Source organism: Pseudomonas sp. BLCC-B112 (genome assembly GCF_028550695.1).
In the GTDB taxonomy this organism is placed as follows: domain Bacteria; phylum Pseudomonadota; class Gammaproteobacteria; order Pseudomonadales; family Pseudomonadaceae; genus Aquipseudomonas; species Aquipseudomonas danubii.
Genome location: NZ_JAQQGK010000003.1, coordinates 282629 through 299466, shown reverse-complemented (window position 1 = coordinate 299466; position 16838 = coordinate 282629). Strand labels below are relative to the sequence as shown.

Below are 16838 nucleotides of genomic sequence, written 5' to 3'. Positions count from 1 at the left end.
GCCTGCGCAGGAGCCGGCTTGCCGGCGAAGAAGCCCGAAAGGCAGGCGCCCCGGGCTCAGCCGCGCTGCAGAATCCGATCCATCACCCAATCGGTCTTCAGGGCTTCGCTGGCCAGGGCCGGGTGCCGGGCCTGGCCGCGGATATGGGCGTTCATGCCTTGCACGTGATGCCACTGGATGTGCACGGGGTTGTCGATGACCAGGCTCAGGGTCTCTTCGGCTTCAAGTTGCAGCGGATGCTCGTCGAACACGGAAAAGCTGATGCGCCCCTGGCTGCCGATGATCTCCACCCGGTCCACCCGGCGGTCGGCGACGAAGTTCCATGCGCCGCTGCCCAGGGCCCCGCAAGCGAAGCGCCAGCTGGCGCTGACTGCATCCTCGGCGGCATACAGCCCGGCCTGGCGAGAGCTGATGCCGGCCACCTCGACGATGTCCCCCAGCAGGTACTGGAACAGGTCCAGGCCATGGCTGGCCAGGTCGGCGAAATAACCGCCACCGGCAATCTGTGGGTCGGTCCGCCAGTTGGCCGCGCCGCTGCGGTCGGCCTCGGAAGCGGCCTTGCTCAGGCTCCAGTGCAGGTGCCGGACCTCACCGATGCGCCCGTCCGCCAGCCATTGCCGCACCTGCCGGAAACGCGGCAAGGAACGCCGGTAATAGGCCACGAACAAGTGCAGTCCGGCCTGCTCAAAGGCCTGCTGCATGGCCAGGCTCTGCCCGGCATGCAAGGCCATGGGCTTTTCCACGCAGCAATGCTTGCCGGCGGCGGCCACTTGCAGGCTGTAGGCGTAATGGCTGTCGGGGGGCGTGGCGATGTACACCGCGTCCACCTCGGGGTCGTCGATCAGGGCCTGGGCATCGGTGTACCAGCGGGCAATGCCGTGGCGCTGCGCATAGTCGCGCACCGCCTCGGGGCGGCGGCCCATCACCGCCACCAGCGCCGAACCCGGAACCTTGTAGAAGGCCGGGCCGCTCTTGCGCTCGGTGACACTGCCGCAACCGATCATGCCCCAGCGTACGGTGGGCAGCGACCCGGCCTCGGTGTTCATTTCGGCGCTTGCAACGCGCGCAGATCGAGCTGACCGTTGTGCAGCGGCGGGCACCAGTAGTAGCCACCGGTGATCGGCCGGCTCATGCGGTACAGGCCGTCGACGATGCCGTCTTCCAGGCCGCTCATGCGCCGCAGCTGGACTTCGAAGGCGTTCAGGCTGTGACCGAAGGCGAGGAACATCAGGCCGCCCTTGTCACCTTCGATCCAGGGCATCGAACGGCGCACCATGAAGGCCTCCGGGGTGAAGCTTTCCTGGGCGGTGCGCTTGACGTGGGCCGATTCCGGGGCATCGTCCAGTTCTTCGTTATCGCTCAGGCGCCGGCCGATGATGTGGTCGCGCTCTTGCTGGTGCATCGCGGCAAAGCCCTTGAAGTCGTGCTGCCACTGCTGGATCGCGGCAAAGCTGCCACCGCGCAGGCCGTCTTCACCCTCGGCCAGCGCCGCGGCCACGGCGGCCTCTTCATGAGGGTTCTCGGTGCCATCTTCATAACCGGTCAGGTCGTGACCGCTCTTGTGGCGGAAGGCTTCCTGCATGCCGACCAGACGAAAGGCCGGGGCCAGCGCGGCCTCCAGCTCGTTGCTGCGGTGCAGCAGCTCGCCGCGCTCGTCACCGTGCAGCCAGACCCACAGCGCGTGCTGGGTCGAAGGGTTGTCGACGCCGACGCCGGTCAGCGCCGGAAACGGCTTGAGCCCTTGAACCCGGCCGCCCATGGCCTTGACCAGCGAGGCGCCAAAGCCTGCGACCGCCGTTGCGCCGTCCACCCGTGCCAGCAACTGGTCAAGGGCCTGGGGCAACGCCTCGATGGACTCAAGGGCAAAGAACAGGTGACGGGCCTGGGACGGAACGGGTGCAGCGAGGATGCCGGGCTGGTAGTAACTCATGGGAACTCCTGAATAAAGGCCGCGAGTTTACCGCCCTGAGCTGTCGGCGTCAGCGTCGATACAGACGGGCGCGCAGCGGCGATGCAAGGTCGTGGTGAAAATGCCGGGCCGGGATCTGTGTAGCCGCTGCCGCAGGCTGCGAACGGCTCGAAGGGCCGCCAACCTCTCAAGGCCGCTGGAGGTTCGACGGGCGATCGCCAAGCAAGGCCCTGCGGGCCTTTGCGCAGCCTCGCGGGCTCGGCAGCGGCTACAGGGGCGGTCTTCAATGCAGCGCCGCTTCTTCGCGAAAGGCGCTGGGGCTCAGCCCGGTCCAGCGCTTGAAGGCCCGGCGGAAACTGCGCACGTCGCTGTAACCCACCTCTTCGGTGATGCGTTCGATGGACAGCTCCGGGTTGCCCAAGAGGTTCAGGGTCCGCGCCTGGCGCACCCGCTCCAGCAGGGCTTCGAAGGTCAGGCCGTGTTCGGTCAGGCGCCGGCGCAGGGTGCGCCCGCTCATGTTCAGGTCCCCCGCCACCTGCTCGATATGGCTGCCGGCCCGCAGGTCCCGGCTCAGGGCGCGCTCCACCGCCTGGATCAGGTCCATCTTCTGGTGCACCTGGGCGCTTTCCAGCTCCAGCAGCTTGAGGGCCTGGCGCAGGGCCACTGGGTGATGATTGGGCAAGGGCATCTGCAGCCAGCGAGCCTCGATCACCATGCGCGCGTGCAGGCAGCCGAAGCGGACGTGGGGGCCCAGCAACTGCCCGTAAAGCTCGGCGTAGGCCGGCGCGGCATGCATGAATTCCACCCGCAGGGCCTGGAAATCCCTGCTCAGCAGGGCCCGGCCATAGATCAGCAGGCTGGCGAAGAACTCTTCCGCAGCAAAGATCTGCACCTCGCCGTAGGGCAGGCGGCATTGCAACTCGACAAAGAACTCCTGGCCCTGACGCCCGAGATCGGCGCTGACGATGGTCCCAGAGGTGTGCTGATGACGGATGCCCAGCTCGAAGGCGTCCCCCAGGGTCCGGCACAGGGACAGGGCATGCCCCAGCAAGCCCAGGGTGCCCAGCACATTGCGGCTGCCGACCCAGAGCCCCAGGCCTTGCTGGGGCAGCGCCGCCAGGGCGCGCTCGATCATCGCCACCGCCTGGCGGTAGGAGATGCGCAGGGTCGGGTCCTGCAGGTCTTCCAGGGTGAAGCCCAGGCCGCGACACAGGCGTTCGGAGCTGATCCCTTTGTCAGTGGCGACGTCCGCCAGGGTCTGCAACAGGAAGGGTGAAACCAGGGCCAGCTGGTCGTGGGGATCGACGGCTTTGATGTGCATGGGTATCGGCTTCCGGGCCGCTTGAGCGGCTGTTTTTATTGTCTGCTACCGCCGGTGCCAAGGCATCACCGACCGCTGCAGCATATCCCGTCCCACGGGGTTTTACGGAGGAATGTAACAAAGCATTGCGGCCTGTCCGACAAAGTTCCCCTCCCTGTCCGCCAATACCCTGCCCCACGCCCGGCCCAAGGCTTATTTCTATGGGGCCTGCGGCGCGCCTGCCGCCGCGCTCCTCACTAACAATAAGAATGAGCCCAACCATGCACCCGACCCGCCTCACTCGCTCTCTGCCCCTGCACCTGGGCGTAGCCCTGGCCACCTGCGCCAGCCTGAATGCCCTGGCCAGCGAATCCGGGGTCGACAACATCGGCCCCGGCACCGACGGCTTCTACGTGCTGCCCCTGAGCCCCGACCAGCTCCCGGAACACATGTTCGCCTTCAACCTCTACTACAACCACTACCAGGCCAAGAAGCTCGACATCAGCGCCTTTGGCGGCAAGGTGCAGGAAGTCAAGATCACCTCCGACGCGATCATCCCGCGCCTGGATTACCTGAGCCCGCTGCGGGTCTTCGGCGGCCGCCTGGGGGGCTACGTGGCGCAGCCCTACCTGCGCCAACAGGTGTCGCTGTACGGCCAGAGCGACCGCCGCGAAAGCATGGGCGACACCACCTTCGCGCCGATCATTCTCTGGGACCTGGGGCCCAGCCTGACCCTGGGCGCGGCCGTGGAAGTGACCCTGCCCACGGGCCAATACGATGCCGAGCGACTGGCCAACACCAGCAACAACTTCACCACCTACAAGCCGCTGTTCTCCATGACCTGGCTGCCCAGCGAACGCACCGAGCTGTCGTTCAAGACCACCTACAGCTTCAACCGGGAAAACCACGCCACCGACTACCGTTCCGGGCAGATCTTCCACTTCGACTACTCGGCCAGCTACCGCCTGACCGACAACCTGAGCCTGGGGCTCAACGGCTACTACCTGAAGCAGACCAGCGACGACAAGCAATACGGCAAGACCGTGACCTTCATGGGCGAGGACGTGAGTGACGGGGTGCGCGGGCAAGTGTTCGCCATCGGCCCGGCGCTACACCTGCGCTTTCTTGAATACGCCAGCGCGGAAATTCGCTGGGCCAAGGAATTCGACGTGGAAAACCGCCCCGAGGGCGACATGCTCTGGGCCAAGCTGAGCATTCCTTTTGCCCTGTGAAACCCGCGGCAGAATTGAAGCCGCTACGGGTTCGGCGGCAGATCGCCAAAGCTCGGCAGCGGCTACAGGCGGTTGCCGGGCCGCGTTTCGTGTAGCCGCTGCCGCAGGCTGCGAACGGCTCCGAAGGAGACGAGGGGATCTTGAGGCCGCTCGAGGTTCGGCGGCAGATCGCCAGGCAAGGCCCTTCGGGCCTTTGCGCAGCCTCGCCAAAGCTCGGCAGCGGCTACAGGGCGTGGGATCAGTACACCGGCCAGCGGTCGACGATGCGTCCGCCGCGCAGCGCCAGCAGGTCGCCAAATTGCAGGAGCACCGCTTCGCTCTGCTGCGGACGCAGGAAGACCTGGTCGTCCACCTGCAGGCCCACGGCGCGGGAGCCGTTGACCATCTCCTGGTTGGAACTGCGACCGAACAGCTGGTTGCTCTGCAAGCCCGCCGGCGATTCGAAATCCGCCAGCCAGTGGCCGCCATAGATGAAGAAGGTCTGGCGCTGGTTGCGGTCCCACCAGGACAACAGCCGCGACCGGTCGTCCAGGGCCGGGATCCGCACCGGCCCGGTACTCTTGAGCACCGGGGTGGCGATAAAGGCAGCCGGCACATGCTGCTCCAGGGAGGGCAGGTCGTAGTGACTGGGCTTGAGCAGCGCAGTGCCCACCGAGACCTCGCTGCTCAGGCGTTCCTGCTCGTGCCGGCGATAGCTGGGGCTGCCGGCGGTGTTCAGGGTCAGCTCGGCCTGCCATAGCGCCGGGTACTGCTGGCGGGTGAAATCGGCAAAGCCGTTGTAGCGCTGCATGACCTTATCGAACAGGCTTTGCGGCGACCCGAGAATCCCCGGTACGCCCATGTCGACAAAGGGGTCGTAGCCCATGAACCCGGCAAACTCCAGGTGCCGGGGGTTGGCGCTGATCAGCGCCAGCATCCGCCCGAGCACGGCGTGGTCCGCCACGCCACCGCGATGCAGCCCCACATCCAGCTCGATGTTGATGCGCATCCGCGTGCCCAGGCCCTGGGCCAGCCCGAGGTATTGCTGCAGGCGTTCGGGGGTATCGAGCAGCCATTGCAGTTGCCGGCGCGGGTCGAACGGGCCCTTGAGCTGCTGGTAGAAGCGCTCGGCGGCGCGGATCGGCAAGGGTTTGCCCAGGAGGATATCGGCGTCGGCAAACACCTCGGCGTCGTGGTTGAGAAACGGCTGGTGGAAGGACATCAGGCGCCGGGTGCCGGCACGCTGGGCGATATAGGCCAGGAGCCCCGGCGACGGCAGGGATTTTTCCACCAGGCGCAGGTGCTTGCCGCCGCGCTGCACCGATTGCATGACCACATCGATGTTGTGGTCCAGGCGATCCAGGTCGATCAGCATCACCGGCTGCATCGGCCCGTTGGCCTTGAGCTCGCGATTGAGTTCGGCGAAATACGGGCTGTAGGGCGCGCCCCGGTCGCCGGGCCGCAGCCAGGCACCGACACCGGCCAACAACACACCGGCCCCCAGGGTGCCGGCCATGAAATGACGACGGTTCATGGGTCTGATCTCCTGTTCACGCCACACCCAGCACCGAGGCCAGGTGGGCGTTGATGAATTTGCCTTGCGGGTCCAGCGCCTGGCGCACCTTGGCGAAGGCCGACCATTGCGGGTAAAGCCCCTGCAGGGTGCGGGCATTGAGGCTGTGGTGCTTGCCCCAGTGCGGACGCCCCTGGTACTTCCAGAAGATCGGCTCCACCGCGGCGAAGAAGTTGTGGTGATCCATGCTGTAGTGCTGATGCACCGAGATCGAACAGCTGTCGCGCCCCTCGAACATGCTCAGGGGAATGTCGTCGGCCTTGACGTAGCGGTACTCGATGGGAAACCAGGTGCGCAGGTCCTTGTCGCGGATCAGCGCCAGGATCTCCCGCAGGCACTGCGGCCCCAGGTGCGCCGGCACCGAGTACTCCATCTCGTTGAAACGCACGCTGCGCACATTGGCGTAGACCTGATAGGAATCCCCCACCCGCTCATCGAACCGGGCCAGCCAGCGCAGGCTGTTGAGCAGGTGGCGGCGAGTGTCGGGGAAGTCGCTGACGTACTTGTCGAGGTTCTCGATCAGGCTGACGAACTCGTTGCCGCCCTCCTCGGCCGGGTCCCTGGGTGGGGTCGCCGGGTCGTCGGTCTCATTCAGGGCCACCGCCAGGGCGTAGTCGGAATGGGTGACCACGAGCATTTCCCAGTGCTGGTTGTCGCGAAGGTTGTTGGCCATGTCTTCCAGCAGTTCATCGGTCCTGGCGATCCATTGTTTTTCCCGCAGGCGATAGGCGGCGCGGTTCTGCAGGCGCACCCGGGTCGCCACCCCCAGTGCCCCGAGGGACACCCGGGCGGCGTGGAACACCTCGGCGTTGCGCTGGGGATCGCAGTCCAGCACCTCGCCGCTGGCGGTCACCAGTTGCAGCCCGCAGACCTGGGACGAATAGGAGCCAAAGCCGATCCCGGTGCCGTGGGTCGAGGTGGCAATGGCACCGGCCAGGGTCTGGTAGTCGATATCCGCCATGTTCCACAACGCCTGCCCCACCTCCTTGAGCGCCGGGCCCATCAGCGACATCGGCGTGCCGGCGGCGAACTCGGCTTGCAGGGTCTGCGGATCATGGGCCAGCAGGCCGTTGAAATAGGCCAGGGACAGCAAGGTGCCGTCGGTGGGCACCAGGGCGCTGAAGGAGTGGCCGGAACCCACCGGACGGATCTTGCCCGGGGCCTGGCGGATCAACTGGCGCAACTCATCCAGGTCCTTGGGCGCCAGCCGCGCTGCAGGCAGGCAGCTTTGCGCGCCGGACCAATTGCGCCAAGGGATCAGCCGCGGGGGCCGGGCCAGCTCGGCCAGCAGCGGGTTGCTGCACAGCGCGCCGAAGGCGCCGAGGGCGCCGAGGGCACCGGCGCCTTGCAGCAGCCGGCGTCGAGAGAGGTGCATGTGCATAAACGAAGACCTTGTCTTTTTATTGGAATGAATGGCCGGACATGAAGCTGATCAGGGCCAGGAACTGCGCTTCGCTGCACTGCATGCACAGGCCCATGGGCGGCATGCCCTGGTAGCCGTTGATGCTGTGATCGAGCAGGGTCTCGGCGCCCTGGGCCAGGCGCGGGGCCCAGGCCTTGGCGTCGCCGGCCAGGGGCGCACCGGAGGTCGGGTTGGCGTGGCACAACTGGCAGCTGCTGGCGTAGACCTGGGCCAGGGCCGGGTCGGCCGGGCTCTGGCGCGCAGCGTCGAGTGGCGCAGCGTCGAGGCGCACGGCGGCAGGCGGTTCAGCCTCGCCGCAAGCGCTCAGCAGCAGGCCCAGAACCAGGCCCAGGGCGCGGCGAATCAGCAGGCAAGAGGGACGCCGCAACGGGCGCGAACAGGCGGGGGTGACAGTGGGCATCGGTGGTCCTCAGTGCGGCCAGGGCAAAGGGCCCGCCCCGACAACAGAGGCGGCCCCTATTGAGCAACACTAAGACACCCGCCCCCTGGGGTTGAGGGCATTGGCGGCCAGCCAAGGGTGCAGGGTCGGCCAGCCAAGGGTGCAGGGTCGGCCAGCCAAGGGGCAGAGTCGGCCAGCCAATGACAGGTAGCAGGCATAAACACCGCCCCCAGGACACAAGGCTCTGGCCCGCCCCTTATGCGGTAGTTGCTGGGTAGCAGCTGAAACGTTTAACCTCAAACCATGACCGCTGGCGGGTCGAGCGCACAAAGCGCTAAAGCCGCAGGCCATTCAGGCGTATAAACCTTGGAGCGATGGCGCCACTGTCATCCGCGCCGGAGCCATTTCCAACACGGGGTAGAGTCATGACCACAGCCAATGTCCTCAACAACCTGTTTCCTGCTGCCGCCGACATCCCCGAAGCCTATCGCCTGCCCGATCCGGTGGAGCAGCGCGACTACCTGGTAGACGGTGAACTGCGCACCTGGAACGGCCCCCTGGCCCAGGTCCGCAGCCCGATCTACTTGAGCGGCGCCGACGGCGACCAGCAAGTGATTCTCGGCAGCACACCGCTGCTGGACGCTGATACCGCCCTCACCGCCCTGGACGCCGCCGTGCGCGCCTACGACCGCGGCCAGGGCGCCTGGCCAACGATGCGCGTGGCTGAGCGCATCCAGCACGTGGAAGCCTTCCTGGCGCGCATGCGCGAACAGCGCACAGCAGTGGTCAAGTTGCTGATGTGGGAAATCGGCAAGAACCTCAAAGACTCGGAAAAGGAGTTCGACCGCACCTGCGACTACATCGTCGACACCATCGGCGCGCTCAAGGAACTGGACCGGCGCTCCAGCCGCTTCGAACTGGAACAGGACACCCTCGGCCAGATCCGCCGCGTGCCCCTGGGCGTGGCCCTGTGCATGGGCCCCTACAACTACCCGCTGAACGAAACCTTCACCACCCTGATCCCGGCGCTGATCATGGGCAACACCGTGGTGTTCAAGCCGGCCAAGCTCGGCGTGCTGCTGATCCGGCCGTTGCTCGAAGCCTTCCGCGACAGCTTCCCGGCCGGGGTGATCAACGTGATCTACGGCAGCGGCCGCGAAACCGTCAGCGCGCTGATGGCCAGCGGCAAGATCGACATCTTCGCCTTCATCGGCACCAACAAGGCCGCCAGTGACCTGAAGAAACTCCACCCCAAGCCGCACCGCCTGCGCGCGGCCCTGGGCCTGGACGCGAAGAACCCGGGAATCGTGCTGCCCGATGCCGACCTGGACAACGCGGTCAGCGAGGCCGTTACCGGCGCGCTGTCGTTCAACGGCCAGCGCTGCACCGCACTGAAGATCCTGTTCGTCCATGAAAGCGTGGTGGAGCGCTTTATCCAGCAGTTCAACGCCAAGCTGCAAGGCCTCAAGCCGGGCATGCCCTGGGAGCCGGGCGTGGCCCTGACGCCACTGCCGGAAAACACCAAGGTCGATTACCTGCACACCCTGGTGGCCGATGCCCAGGCCCACGGCGCCCAGGTGGTGAACCCCCATGGCGGCGAGTCCCGGGCGTCGTTCTTCTACCCGGCGGTGCTGTACCCGGTGAACCCGCAGATGCGCGTCTACCACGAGGAACAGTTCGGCCCGGTGGTGCCCATCGTGCCCTACCGCGACCTGGACACGGTGATCGACTACGTCCTGGAATCGGACTTCGGCCAGCAACTGAGCCTGTTCGGCAGCGACCCGGCAGTGATCGGCCGGCTGGTGGACACCTTCGCCAACCAGGTCGGGCGGATCAACATCAACGCCCAGTGCCAGCGCGGCCCGGACACCTTCCCCTTCAACGGTCGCAAGAACTCCGCCGAGGGCACGTTGTCGGTGCATGATGCGTTGCGCACCTTCTCGATCCGCACCCTGGTGGCGACCAAGTTCCAGGAGCGCAACAAACAGCTGATCAGCGACATCATCCGCAATCGCGACTCCAGCTTCCTGACCACCGACTACATTTTCTGAAGCGCCTGGCCGGGGCTCGCCACGCGGCGAGTCGCGGCTACTGATTCAGCCACTCATCAGCTATTGGAGAAACCGGTCTGGGCCCGTTCAAACACCTGCGGGGCATCCACCTGCCGCCCTTGCTGCAGCGCCTGCTGCGTCCCCTGCTGGACCCGTACCGGCGCTACCGTCACGCCCGCCTGATCCATGCGGTGCGGGTCGCCCTCGGCCTGATCGCCACCATTCTCCTGACCACCGGCCTCAACCTGCCCCACGGCGAGTGGGCGTCGGTGACCATGCTGGTGGTGATCGGCGGCCTGCAGCACCACGGCAACATCGGCAAGAAGGCCGCCGAGCGGGCCATCGGCACCCTGGTGGGCGCCGGGGTCGGCCTGGTGCTGGTGGTGCAGCAGGCGTACTTCGGCCATCCCTGGCTGACCTACCTGGGCATGTCGGCGGTGTGCGGCTACTTTTCCTACCACGCCATCGGCAAGGGCGGGTATACCGCGCTGCTGGCAGCGATCACCGTGTTCATCGTCGCCGGCCATGGCGACAACCAGATCAGCGACGGCCTGTGGCGCGCGGTGGACATTCTCATCGGCATTGCCCTGGCCCTGGCGTTTTCCTTCGCCATTCCGCTGTACGCGGTGTATTCCTGGCGCTACACCCTGGCCAGCGCCCTGCGCGACTGCGCTCAGTTGTATGGACGGATCATCCAGGGCCAGTCGGTGACCGACGACGAACACCTCAAGCTCCTGGGCCGGGTCAACGCCGCCATGCTGCAACTGCGTTCGCTGATGCCTTCGGTGTCCAAGGAAGTGCGGATTTCCATGACCGAGCTGGACGCCATCCAGCGCAATCTGCGGATGTGCATCAGCACCCTGGAGATCCTCGGCAACACCCGCCCCGATGCCAGCGACCGGCAAGCCATGGCGCAGATGCAACTGGCACTCAAGGCCGAGCACCGGCAGATCCGCGTGCAGTTGATCGGCATGGCCCGGGCCCTGCAAACGGGGGGCACCCAGCGCCTGGACAAACCCCTGGAAGGCCATGCCGACAAGGCCCTGGAGACGCCGGTGTATTCGCCCCTTGACGGTTACCGGCTGCTCACCCGGCAGTTGGCCGCGACCCTGGGCGAAATGCGCCAGCGACTGGCCAAAAGCGCCCGGCACTGGAAGATTTAAAACAACTCGCTAAAGGGAATGAAACGCGCCGCGTCGCCCACCTGCAGTGGTATCGGCCATGGCCAGCAGGCTGGCCAGTGCTTCTTCCAGCGGCATCAAGTGGCCCTGGCTCATCCCCGGGACTCGCAGGCCTGCACCGGCTTGAGGTGCGGCACGAAATTGCACGGCCGATGGCGGGCATCCAGCTGCTCGGCGAGGATGCCTTCCCAGGCGGTGCGGCAGGCCCCGGTGGAGCCCGGCAGGCAACACACCAGGGTGCCATTGGCCAGCCCGGCCAGGGCCCGGCTCTGTACCGTGGAGGTGCCGATATCGAGGATCGAGATGGCGCGGAACAGCTCGCCAAAACCGTCGATATGCTTGTCCAGCAGGCAACTCACGGCTTCGGGGGTGCTGTCGCGACCGGTGAAGCCGGTGCCGCCGGTGATCAACACCACCTGGATGCGCTCGTCGGCGATCCAGGCCGCCACCTGGGCGCGGATCTTGTACAGATCGTCCTTGAGCAGGTTGCGTTCGCTCAGGGTGTGGCCGGCTTCCAGCAGGCGACTGACCAGCAGTTGCCCGGAGGTGTCCGTGGCGTATTCCCGGGTATCGCTGACCGTCAGCACGGCCATGTTCAAGGGTACAAACAACGCATCCGACTTCACGCTCATGTCATTCTCCGACCGGCAAGATAAAAACCATGGATGCAGGCTAAAGGCCCGAAACCGCGGCTGTCTAATCGTTCTGGCTGACCGGATTATCGAGGCGCTCTATCGTCAACCGCGGTTTGGCGTGGCGGTTGATAAAGCCCATCAATCGGCCATTCAACACTTCCGATTGGACGTGCCCGAAGGACAATGCCATCGTTTGCGCCACCGACCTGATATGCGTCCCGCCATGACCCCGATCCAGCCTGCACCCGCCTGTTCCCTGCCCTGCTCGATCCTGCTGCTGGCCGGTGGCCGCGGCTCGCGCATGGGCGGCCAGGACAAGGGCCTGGTGACCTGGCACGGCCAGCCGCTGATTGCCCATGTGCAGAAGGTGGTGCGGCCCTTCAGCGATGACCTGATCATTTCCTGCAACCGCAACGCCGAGCAGTACCGGCCCTATGCCGATCGTTTGGTGGCGGATGAGCAACAGGACTTTCCCGGCCCTCTGGCGGGCGTGCTGGCAGGCCTGGCAGTGGCCCGGCATCCCTGGCTGCTGGTGCTGGCCTGCGACGCGCCGCGGATCGACAGCGCGCTGATCCAGGCCCTGCTGGATGCCCGCGCAGCGCACGCCCCTCATCCGCTGATGGTGCAGCAGGCCGGCTACTGGCAACCCATGTTCAGCCTGATTCCCACGGCGCTGGCAGCGAGCTTGCGCCAAGCCTGGCACCTGGGTGAACGCAGCCTGCTGCGGGCCCTGGCACCCCACGGACTGAGCGCCCTGCCCTGCGCCGCGGACGACCCGCGACTGAGCAATTTCAACACCCCTGAACTACTGTCTGAAACAGACTCCGGGCCCTTGGCCTGAACGCCGAAGGTGTGCCCCGAGGGCCTGGCTCGGGAAGACTGAACGTCTTTCCACAGACCGGACACCTGCGTTACTACTGACTCCGATTTCCTCACCACAGGTGCCATTGTGGACATCAAGCAACTCAAGTTTCTCATCGCCCTGGAACAGACCCGGCACTTCGGCCAGGCCGCCGCGCGCTGCCACATCACCCAGCCGACCCTGTCCATGCGCCTGCGCAACCTGGAGGACGAACTGGACCTGATCCTGGTGACCCGGGGCCAGCGCTTCGAAGGCTTCACCGAGGCCGGTGAACGGGTGCTGGCCTGGGCCAAGACCCTGCTGGCGGCCCATGACGGGCTGTTCGCCGAAGCCGCCGCCTGCCGTGGGCAACTGGTGGGTAACCTGCGCCTGGGCCTGGTGCCGCTGAGCGGCTTCAACCCCATCAGCTATGTACAGAAGCTGTCGGCGAGCTTTCCCGAACTCAAGTTCAGCCTGTCGTCCGCTAGCTCCGACCGGATCATCGAGGACATCGGCAACAACCAGCTGGACCTGGGGGTCTGCTACCTGGACCACGTCAACCCCAACTACCTGGACTTCTTCGAGATCGGCGAGACCCGGGTCGGCCTGCTCTATGACACCCGGCACTTTCATTTCGAAGGCACTGAGATGAGCTGGGAAGAGGCCGCCGAGCTGCCCCTGGGCATGCTCAGCACCGGCATGCACTATCGCAAGTCCATCGACCTGAGCTTTCGCAGCCGTGGCCTCAACCCGACGCCGATCCTGGAGAGCGATTCCACCTACCAGCTGTTCCAGGCGATTCACGAAGGCTTCTGCTGCTCGATCATGCCGTTGGACAGCGGCCTGGATTCGCCCATCGACAACCTGGCCTTCATCCAGCTGCCGGATGCCAGCGTGCTGGCGCCCCTGGGGCTGGTGATGCGCAAGACCGAGCCACGCTCGGCGATTGCCGAAAAGTGCTTTGCCGAAGCCAGGAAACTCTTTGCCATCAAGGGCGAATGAACGCCCCCGGAGCCAGCGTGCCCCGGAGTGAATCGACTGTATTGAGGTGTCGTCATGGTTTGCCGTATCGAACAATCGGAGCAACAGCCCGAGGCCAATGCACCGGCCCCCGCGCCGCAGCGCGTGACCTATCGCGAATACAGCCCCGAGGGCGGAGTGGCCGAGGCGCCGCTGGCCGCAGAGATTGCCCTGGCCATCACCTACAACGGCCTGAGCCAGGCGGTGATGATGGTGTCTCCCGGCAACCTGGAGGATTTCATTCGCGGCTTCAGCATCACCAACGACATCGTCAGCGACCTCAGCGAAATCTACGACATCCGCCTGAGCCACTTTCCCCAGGCCTGCCAGGCCGATGTGCAGATTTCCAGCCGGGCCTTCTGGGCCCTCAAGGACCATCGCCGGCAAATGGCCGGAACCAGCGGCTGCGGGTTATGCGGCGTGGAAGCCCTGGAACAGGCGCTGCCGCAACTGCAGAGCCTCGAACCTTCATCGCTGCCCCCCGCCGAGCATCTGCAGGGCCTGCGCGAGCGCATCGAACAGGCCCAGCACATGGCCCGCAGCAGCGGCGCCCTGCACGCGGCGCTGTACGTCGATGAACAGGGTGAAGTGCGCCTGTGCCAGGAAGACATCGGCCGCCACAACGCCCTGGACAAGCTGATCGGCGCCCTGCTGAACGCCGGGATCGATGGCCGCCAGGGCTTCACCGTGGTCACCAGCCGCTGCAGCCTGGAGCTGATCCACAAGGCCGTGCGCGCCCGCCTCGGCACCCTGGTCAGCCTTTCCGCGCCTACCGCGCTGACGGTGCAATGGGCCAACAAGCACCACCTGAACCTGATCCATGTGCCCCATCGCAATGCGCCACGGATCTACAGCCCGGTGTCAGCCGGCTGACCGAGCGGTTGGTGGTGCGGAAACCTGCCGCAGTTACTGCAAAACACTGCCACGGCGCTTGAGGGTCCAGCCCTGCTGCATGCCGGCGGCGGCCAGCAGAATCGCGCCGACGCCCACCCATTGCAGCAGGCCCAGGCGATGCCCGAAGGCCAGCCAGTCGACGAAGATCGCCGCAATCGGATAGATGAAGGACAAGGCCCCGGTCAACGCCGTCGGCAACTTCTGGATCGCCCCATACAACAGCACGTACATCACCCCGGTATGCACGATGCCCAGGGTCAGCAGGCTGGCCCAGGCCGTGGCCTGCTGGGGCGGTGCGCCGAGGTTGGCCCAGGGCGCCAGCAACAGCACCCCGGTGCACACCTGGATCAGCGCGATCAGGTGTGGCGGCGTGCCGCTCAGGCGCTTGATCAGCAGCGCGGCAAAGGCGTACAGCAAGGCCGCGCCCAGGGCCAGGGCGATGCCCAGCAGGTAGTCGTTGCCGGTTTCGCCCTGGGTGCCGTGGGCGCTGACGATGGCCAGCATTCCGGCAAAGGACAGGCACAGCCAGAACAGCTTCTGCGGGGTGATCTTTTCCCCCAGGAACAGCGCCCCCAGGGCCACCAGGATAAAAGGCTGGACGTTGTACACCGCGGTGCCGATGGCGATCGAGGCTCGGGAATAGGAGCCGAACAACAGCACCCAGTTACCGACAATGGCCACGCCGCTGAGCACCGCCAGGATCAGCGCACGCTTGGTCAGAATGTTCTTACGAAGAAAACCGAAAGCGCCACAAATAAGTAGCAAAGTCCCGGCGCCGAACAGGCAACGCCAGAACACCACGTCCAGCACCGGTTGCCCGGACACCAGGACGAACCAGCCGATGGTTCCGGAAATCAGCATGGCGGCGGTCATTTCCAGCGAGCCGCGGCGCGTCAGTGCATCCATCATCAATCTCCTCTAACAGTGGCCAAATTATGCCCAGCGCAACCTGCCCCTCGCCAGTTCAAAACCTAGGCTAGACTCAATCAAGGCCTTTTTTATCAAGGCAAAACAGCCATCCCACCTAACGAGATCGCCATGCTTGATGCCATCGACCAGGCACTGATCAGTGCCCTGATGCAGGACTCCCGCCGCTCCCTCAAGGCCCTGGCACAGATCAGTGGGCTGTCCGCCCCCAGCGTTGCCGAACGCTTGAAAAGATTGGAAGAACGCGGCGTGATCAGCGCTTATACCCTGGAGATCGATCCAAAACTTCTGGGCTACCAGTTGCAGGCCATCGTCCGCATTCGCCCCTTGCCGGGCAAACTGCAGGAAGTGGAACGGCAGATCCTGGCGATTGCCGAGTTCACCGAGTGCGACAAGGTCACCGGTGACGACTGCTTTATCGCCCGCCTTCAAGTGCGCTCCATGGAACAACTGGACAGCCTGCTGGACCGCCTCAACCATTTCGCCGAAACCAACACCGCGATCATCAAGAAATCGCCGATCAAGCGGCGTTTGCCACCCCTGGATTAAGACTGTGAATTGGGCGTCTTCACCCCAGAAAAAGCCCCTGGAACAAGCAAGAAATTTCCCTCTGGAGAGGCCGTTCTAGAGGCGTTTCTTACAAAAACTTACCCGACTTCTAGGCCGCTTTTCAGAAAGCTTCCCATCAGACATAAGACGATTCTTAAAATCCCCCAGACGTCTTTTTGGCGTCAATTTCAGTGATACCCTGCGAATCCTCTGACGACCCCACTAGCAAAATGCCTGCTCCTTTGCGGAAGCTGCGCATTGTTGTGGGCTCATGCCTGTCGAAAAGCCGAGTACAAGAACCCATGCCGATCCGCGTCCAGATAGCCGATGACCATCCCTTGACCCTGATTGGGATTCATACCCTGCTGGAAAACCGCGCCGAACTGGAAATCGTTGCCCAGGCCCACAGCGTGGAAGCCTTGTTGGAAAACCTGCAGCGCCAGCCCTGCGACCTGCTGCTGACCGACCTGATGATGCCCGGCGGCGATCAGGTGGATGGGATTCGTCTGATCAGGCGACTGCGTTCACGCTACCCGGAGTTGGCCATCGTGGTGATCACCATGCTCGACAACCCGGCGCTGATCAGCAGCCTGCTCAAGCTCGGAATCCAAGGCTTGGTGAGCAAGCGCGGTTTGCTCAACGACCTGCCCAAGGCGATTGCCGCCCACCCGCGGGCACCTTTCGTGTCACCGTCGATCCAGCATCTGCTGGACACCAGCACCGCCTTGCATGGCAAGCCGCTGCTGCAGCCCGAGCAGTTGTCGGCCAGAGAGATCGAGGTGCTGCGTCTGTACGGCACCGGCATGAGCATCGGCGCCATCGCCCAACACTTGTGCCGCAGCAAACAGACCATCAGCACGCAAAAGAGCAGCGCCATGCGCAAGCTAGGCCTGGACACCTCGGCCAGCCTGTTTCTGTACATCCAGGAACACGGCCTGAGCTGAG

16 protein-coding genes are annotated in these 16838 nt (G+C 65.1%); 8 read left to right on the top strand and 8 right to left on the bottom strand.

Annotation, left to right across the window (positions count from 1 at the left end; genetic code table 11):
- Nucleotides 1-56: 56 nt before the first annotated feature.
- From PQT43_RS10345 to PQT43_RS10335, 3 genes are all read right to left on the bottom strand, one after another.
- A complete protein-coding gene (locus PQT43_RS10345) occupies nt 57-1046 on the bottom strand; it encodes a Gfo/Idh/MocA family protein (protein ID WP_410897073.1) in 990 nt (329 codons plus the stop codon).
- On the bottom strand, nt 1043-1930 hold the full coding sequence (locus tag PQT43_RS10340) for a Dyp-type peroxidase (RefSeq protein WP_272753815.1): 888 nt from the start codon (nt 1928-1930) through the stop codon (nt 1043-1045). Before PQT43_RS10340 ends, PQT43_RS10345 begins: the two co-directional genes overlap by 4 nt.
- A 262-nt stretch (nt 1931-2192) precedes the next feature.
- On the bottom strand, nt 2193-3230 hold the full coding sequence (locus PQT43_RS10335; protein WP_272753814.1) for an AraC family transcriptional regulator: 1038 nt from the start codon (nt 3228-3230) through the stop codon (nt 2193-2195).
- Between the two features lie 260 nt (nt 3231-3490).
- Here PQT43_RS10335 and PQT43_RS10330 point away from each other — a divergent pair, with 260 nt between their 5' ends.
- Nucleotides 3491-4441, top strand: coding sequence for a SphA family protein (locus PQT43_RS10330; protein ID WP_110596665.1), 951 nt, complete (start codon nt 3491-3493; stop codon nt 4439-4441).
- A 238-nt stretch (nt 4442-4679) separates the two neighbouring features.
- Here the strand turns inward: PQT43_RS10330 and PQT43_RS10325 are convergent, their stop codons facing one another.
- The 3 genes from PQT43_RS10325 to PQT43_RS10315 form a co-directional block, all read right to left on the bottom strand.
- Nucleotides 4680-5885 (bottom strand): DSD1 family PLP-dependent enzyme, encoded by a 1206-nt coding sequence (locus PQT43_RS10325; protein WP_253085895.1) that lies wholly within the window; start codon nt 5883-5885, stop codon nt 4680-4682.
- Nucleotides 5886-5970: 85 nt separating this feature from the next.
- The gene (locus PQT43_RS10320; protein WP_170003175.1) at nt 5971-7299 is read right to left on the bottom strand and encodes a D-arabinono-1,4-lactone oxidase; all 1329 of its coding nucleotides are present in this window, start codon (nt 7297-7299) and stop codon (nt 5971-5973) included.
- Between the two features lie 94 nt (nt 7300-7393).
- The gene (locus PQT43_RS10315; protein ID WP_267268492.1) at nt 7394-7816 is read right to left on the bottom strand and encodes a c-type cytochrome; all 423 of its coding nucleotides are present in this window, start codon (nt 7814-7816) and stop codon (nt 7394-7396) included.
- 404 nt (nt 7817-8220) lie between these two features.
- Here PQT43_RS10315 and PQT43_RS10310 point away from each other — a divergent pair, with 404 nt between their 5' ends.
- Together PQT43_RS10310 and PQT43_RS10305 are read left to right on the top strand one after the other, a co-directional pair.
- Nucleotides 8221-9846 (top strand): NADP-dependent glyceraldehyde-3-phosphate dehydrogenase, encoded by a 1626-nt coding sequence (locus tag PQT43_RS10310; protein ID WP_102881603.1) that lies wholly within the window; start codon nt 8221-8223, stop codon nt 9844-9846.
- Nucleotides 9847-9968: 122 nt separating this feature from the next.
- Entirely contained in the window at nt 9969-11009 is a 1041-nt protein-coding gene (locus PQT43_RS10305; protein ID WP_170003171.1) for an FUSC family protein, read from the top strand.
- Between the two features lie 110 nt (nt 11010-11119).
- On the opposite strand, the gene moaB is transcribed toward PQT43_RS10305, so the two are convergent.
- A complete protein-coding gene (gene moaB / locus PQT43_RS10300) occupies nt 11120-11659 on the bottom strand; it encodes a molybdenum cofactor biosynthesis protein B (RefSeq protein ID WP_102881605.1) in 540 nt (179 codons plus the stop codon).
- A gap of 226 nt (nt 11660-11885) precedes the next feature.
- Here moaB and mobA point away from each other — a divergent pair, with 226 nt between their 5' ends.
- The 3 genes from mobA (at nt 11886) to fdhD (ending at nt 14396) form a co-directional block, all read left to right on the top strand.
- Entirely contained in the window at nt 11886-12503 is a 618-nt protein-coding gene (mobA, locus tag PQT43_RS10295) for a molybdenum cofactor guanylyltransferase MobA (RefSeq protein WP_272753940.1), read from the top strand.
- A gap of 108 nt (nt 12504-12611) precedes the next feature.
- Nucleotides 12612-13505: a LysR family transcriptional regulator gene (locus PQT43_RS10290; protein ID WP_272753811.1), complete on the top strand. Its 894-nt coding sequence runs from the start codon at nt 12612-12614 to the stop codon at nt 13503-13505.
- Between the two features lie 54 nt (nt 13506-13559).
- On the top strand, nt 13560-14396 hold the full coding sequence (gene fdhD / locus PQT43_RS10285) for a formate dehydrogenase accessory sulfurtransferase FdhD (protein ID WP_253085879.1): 837 nt from the start codon (nt 13560-13562) through the stop codon (nt 14394-14396).
- Between the two features lie 33 nt (nt 14397-14429).
- Here the strand turns inward: fdhD and PQT43_RS10280 are convergent, their stop codons facing one another.
- The gene (locus PQT43_RS10280) at nt 14430-15323 is read right to left on the bottom strand and encodes a DMT family transporter (protein WP_110653238.1); all 894 of its coding nucleotides are present in this window, start codon (nt 15321-15323) and stop codon (nt 14430-14432) included.
- 132 nt (nt 15324-15455) lie between these two features.
- On the opposite strand from PQT43_RS10280, the gene PQT43_RS10275 reads away from it, so the two are divergent.
- Complete coding sequence (locus tag PQT43_RS10275) at nt 15456-15893, top strand: Lrp/AsnC family transcriptional regulator (RefSeq protein WP_102881618.1); 438 nt, start codon at nt 15456-15458, stop codon at nt 15891-15893.
- Nucleotides 15894-16195: 302 nt separating this feature from the next.
- Nucleotides 16196-16837, top strand: a complete 642-nt coding sequence (locus PQT43_RS10270) for a response regulator transcription factor (RefSeq protein WP_102881619.1) — start codon at nt 16196-16198, stop codon at nt 16835-16837.
- Nucleotide 16838 lies beyond the last annotated feature (1 nt).

Excerpts from the sequence above, each read along its gene's own strand:
- PQT43_RS10340 (WP_272753815.1), bottom strand. The coding sequence starts at position 1,930 with ATGAGTTACTACCAGCCCGGCATCCTCGCTGCACCCGTTCCGTCCCAG.
- PQT43_RS10270 (WP_102881619.1), top strand. The coding sequence starts at position 16,196 with ATGCCGATCCGCGTCCAGATAGCCGATGACCATCCCTTGACCCTGATT.
- PQT43_RS10345 (WP_410897073.1), bottom strand. The coding sequence starts at position 1,046 with ATGAACACCGAGGCCGGGTCGCTGCCCACCGTACGCTGGGGCATGATC.
- PQT43_RS10330 (WP_110596665.1), top strand. The coding sequence starts at position 3,491 with ATGCACCCGACCCGCCTCACTCGCTCTCTGCCCCTGCACCTGGGCGTA.
- moaB (WP_102881605.1), bottom strand. The coding sequence starts at position 11,659 with ATGAGCGTGAAGTCGGATGCGTTGTTTGTACCCTTGAACATGGCCGTG.
- PQT43_RS10335 (WP_272753814.1), bottom strand. The coding sequence starts at position 3,230 with ATGCACATCAAAGCCGTCGATCCCCACGACCAGCTGGCCCTGGTTTCA.
- mobA (WP_272753940.1), top strand. The coding sequence starts at position 11,886 with ATGACCCCGATCCAGCCTGCACCCGCCTGTTCCCTGCCCTGCTCGATC.
- PQT43_RS10275 (WP_102881618.1), top strand. The coding sequence starts at position 15,456 with ATGCTTGATGCCATCGACCAGGCACTGATCAGTGCCCTGATGCAGGAC.
- PQT43_RS10310 (WP_102881603.1), top strand. The coding sequence starts at position 8,221 with ATGACCACAGCCAATGTCCTCAACAACCTGTTTCCTGCTGCCGCCGAC.
- PQT43_RS10315 (WP_267268492.1), bottom strand. The coding sequence starts at position 7,816 with ATGCCCACTGTCACCCCCGCCTGTTCGCGCCCGTTGCGGCGTCCCTCT.
- PQT43_RS10280 (WP_110653238.1), bottom strand. The coding sequence starts at position 15,323 with ATGGATGCACTGACGCGCCGCGGCTCGCTGGAAATGACCGCCGCCATG.
- fdhD (WP_253085879.1), top strand. The coding sequence starts at position 13,560 with ATGGTTTGCCGTATCGAACAATCGGAGCAACAGCCCGAGGCCAATGCA.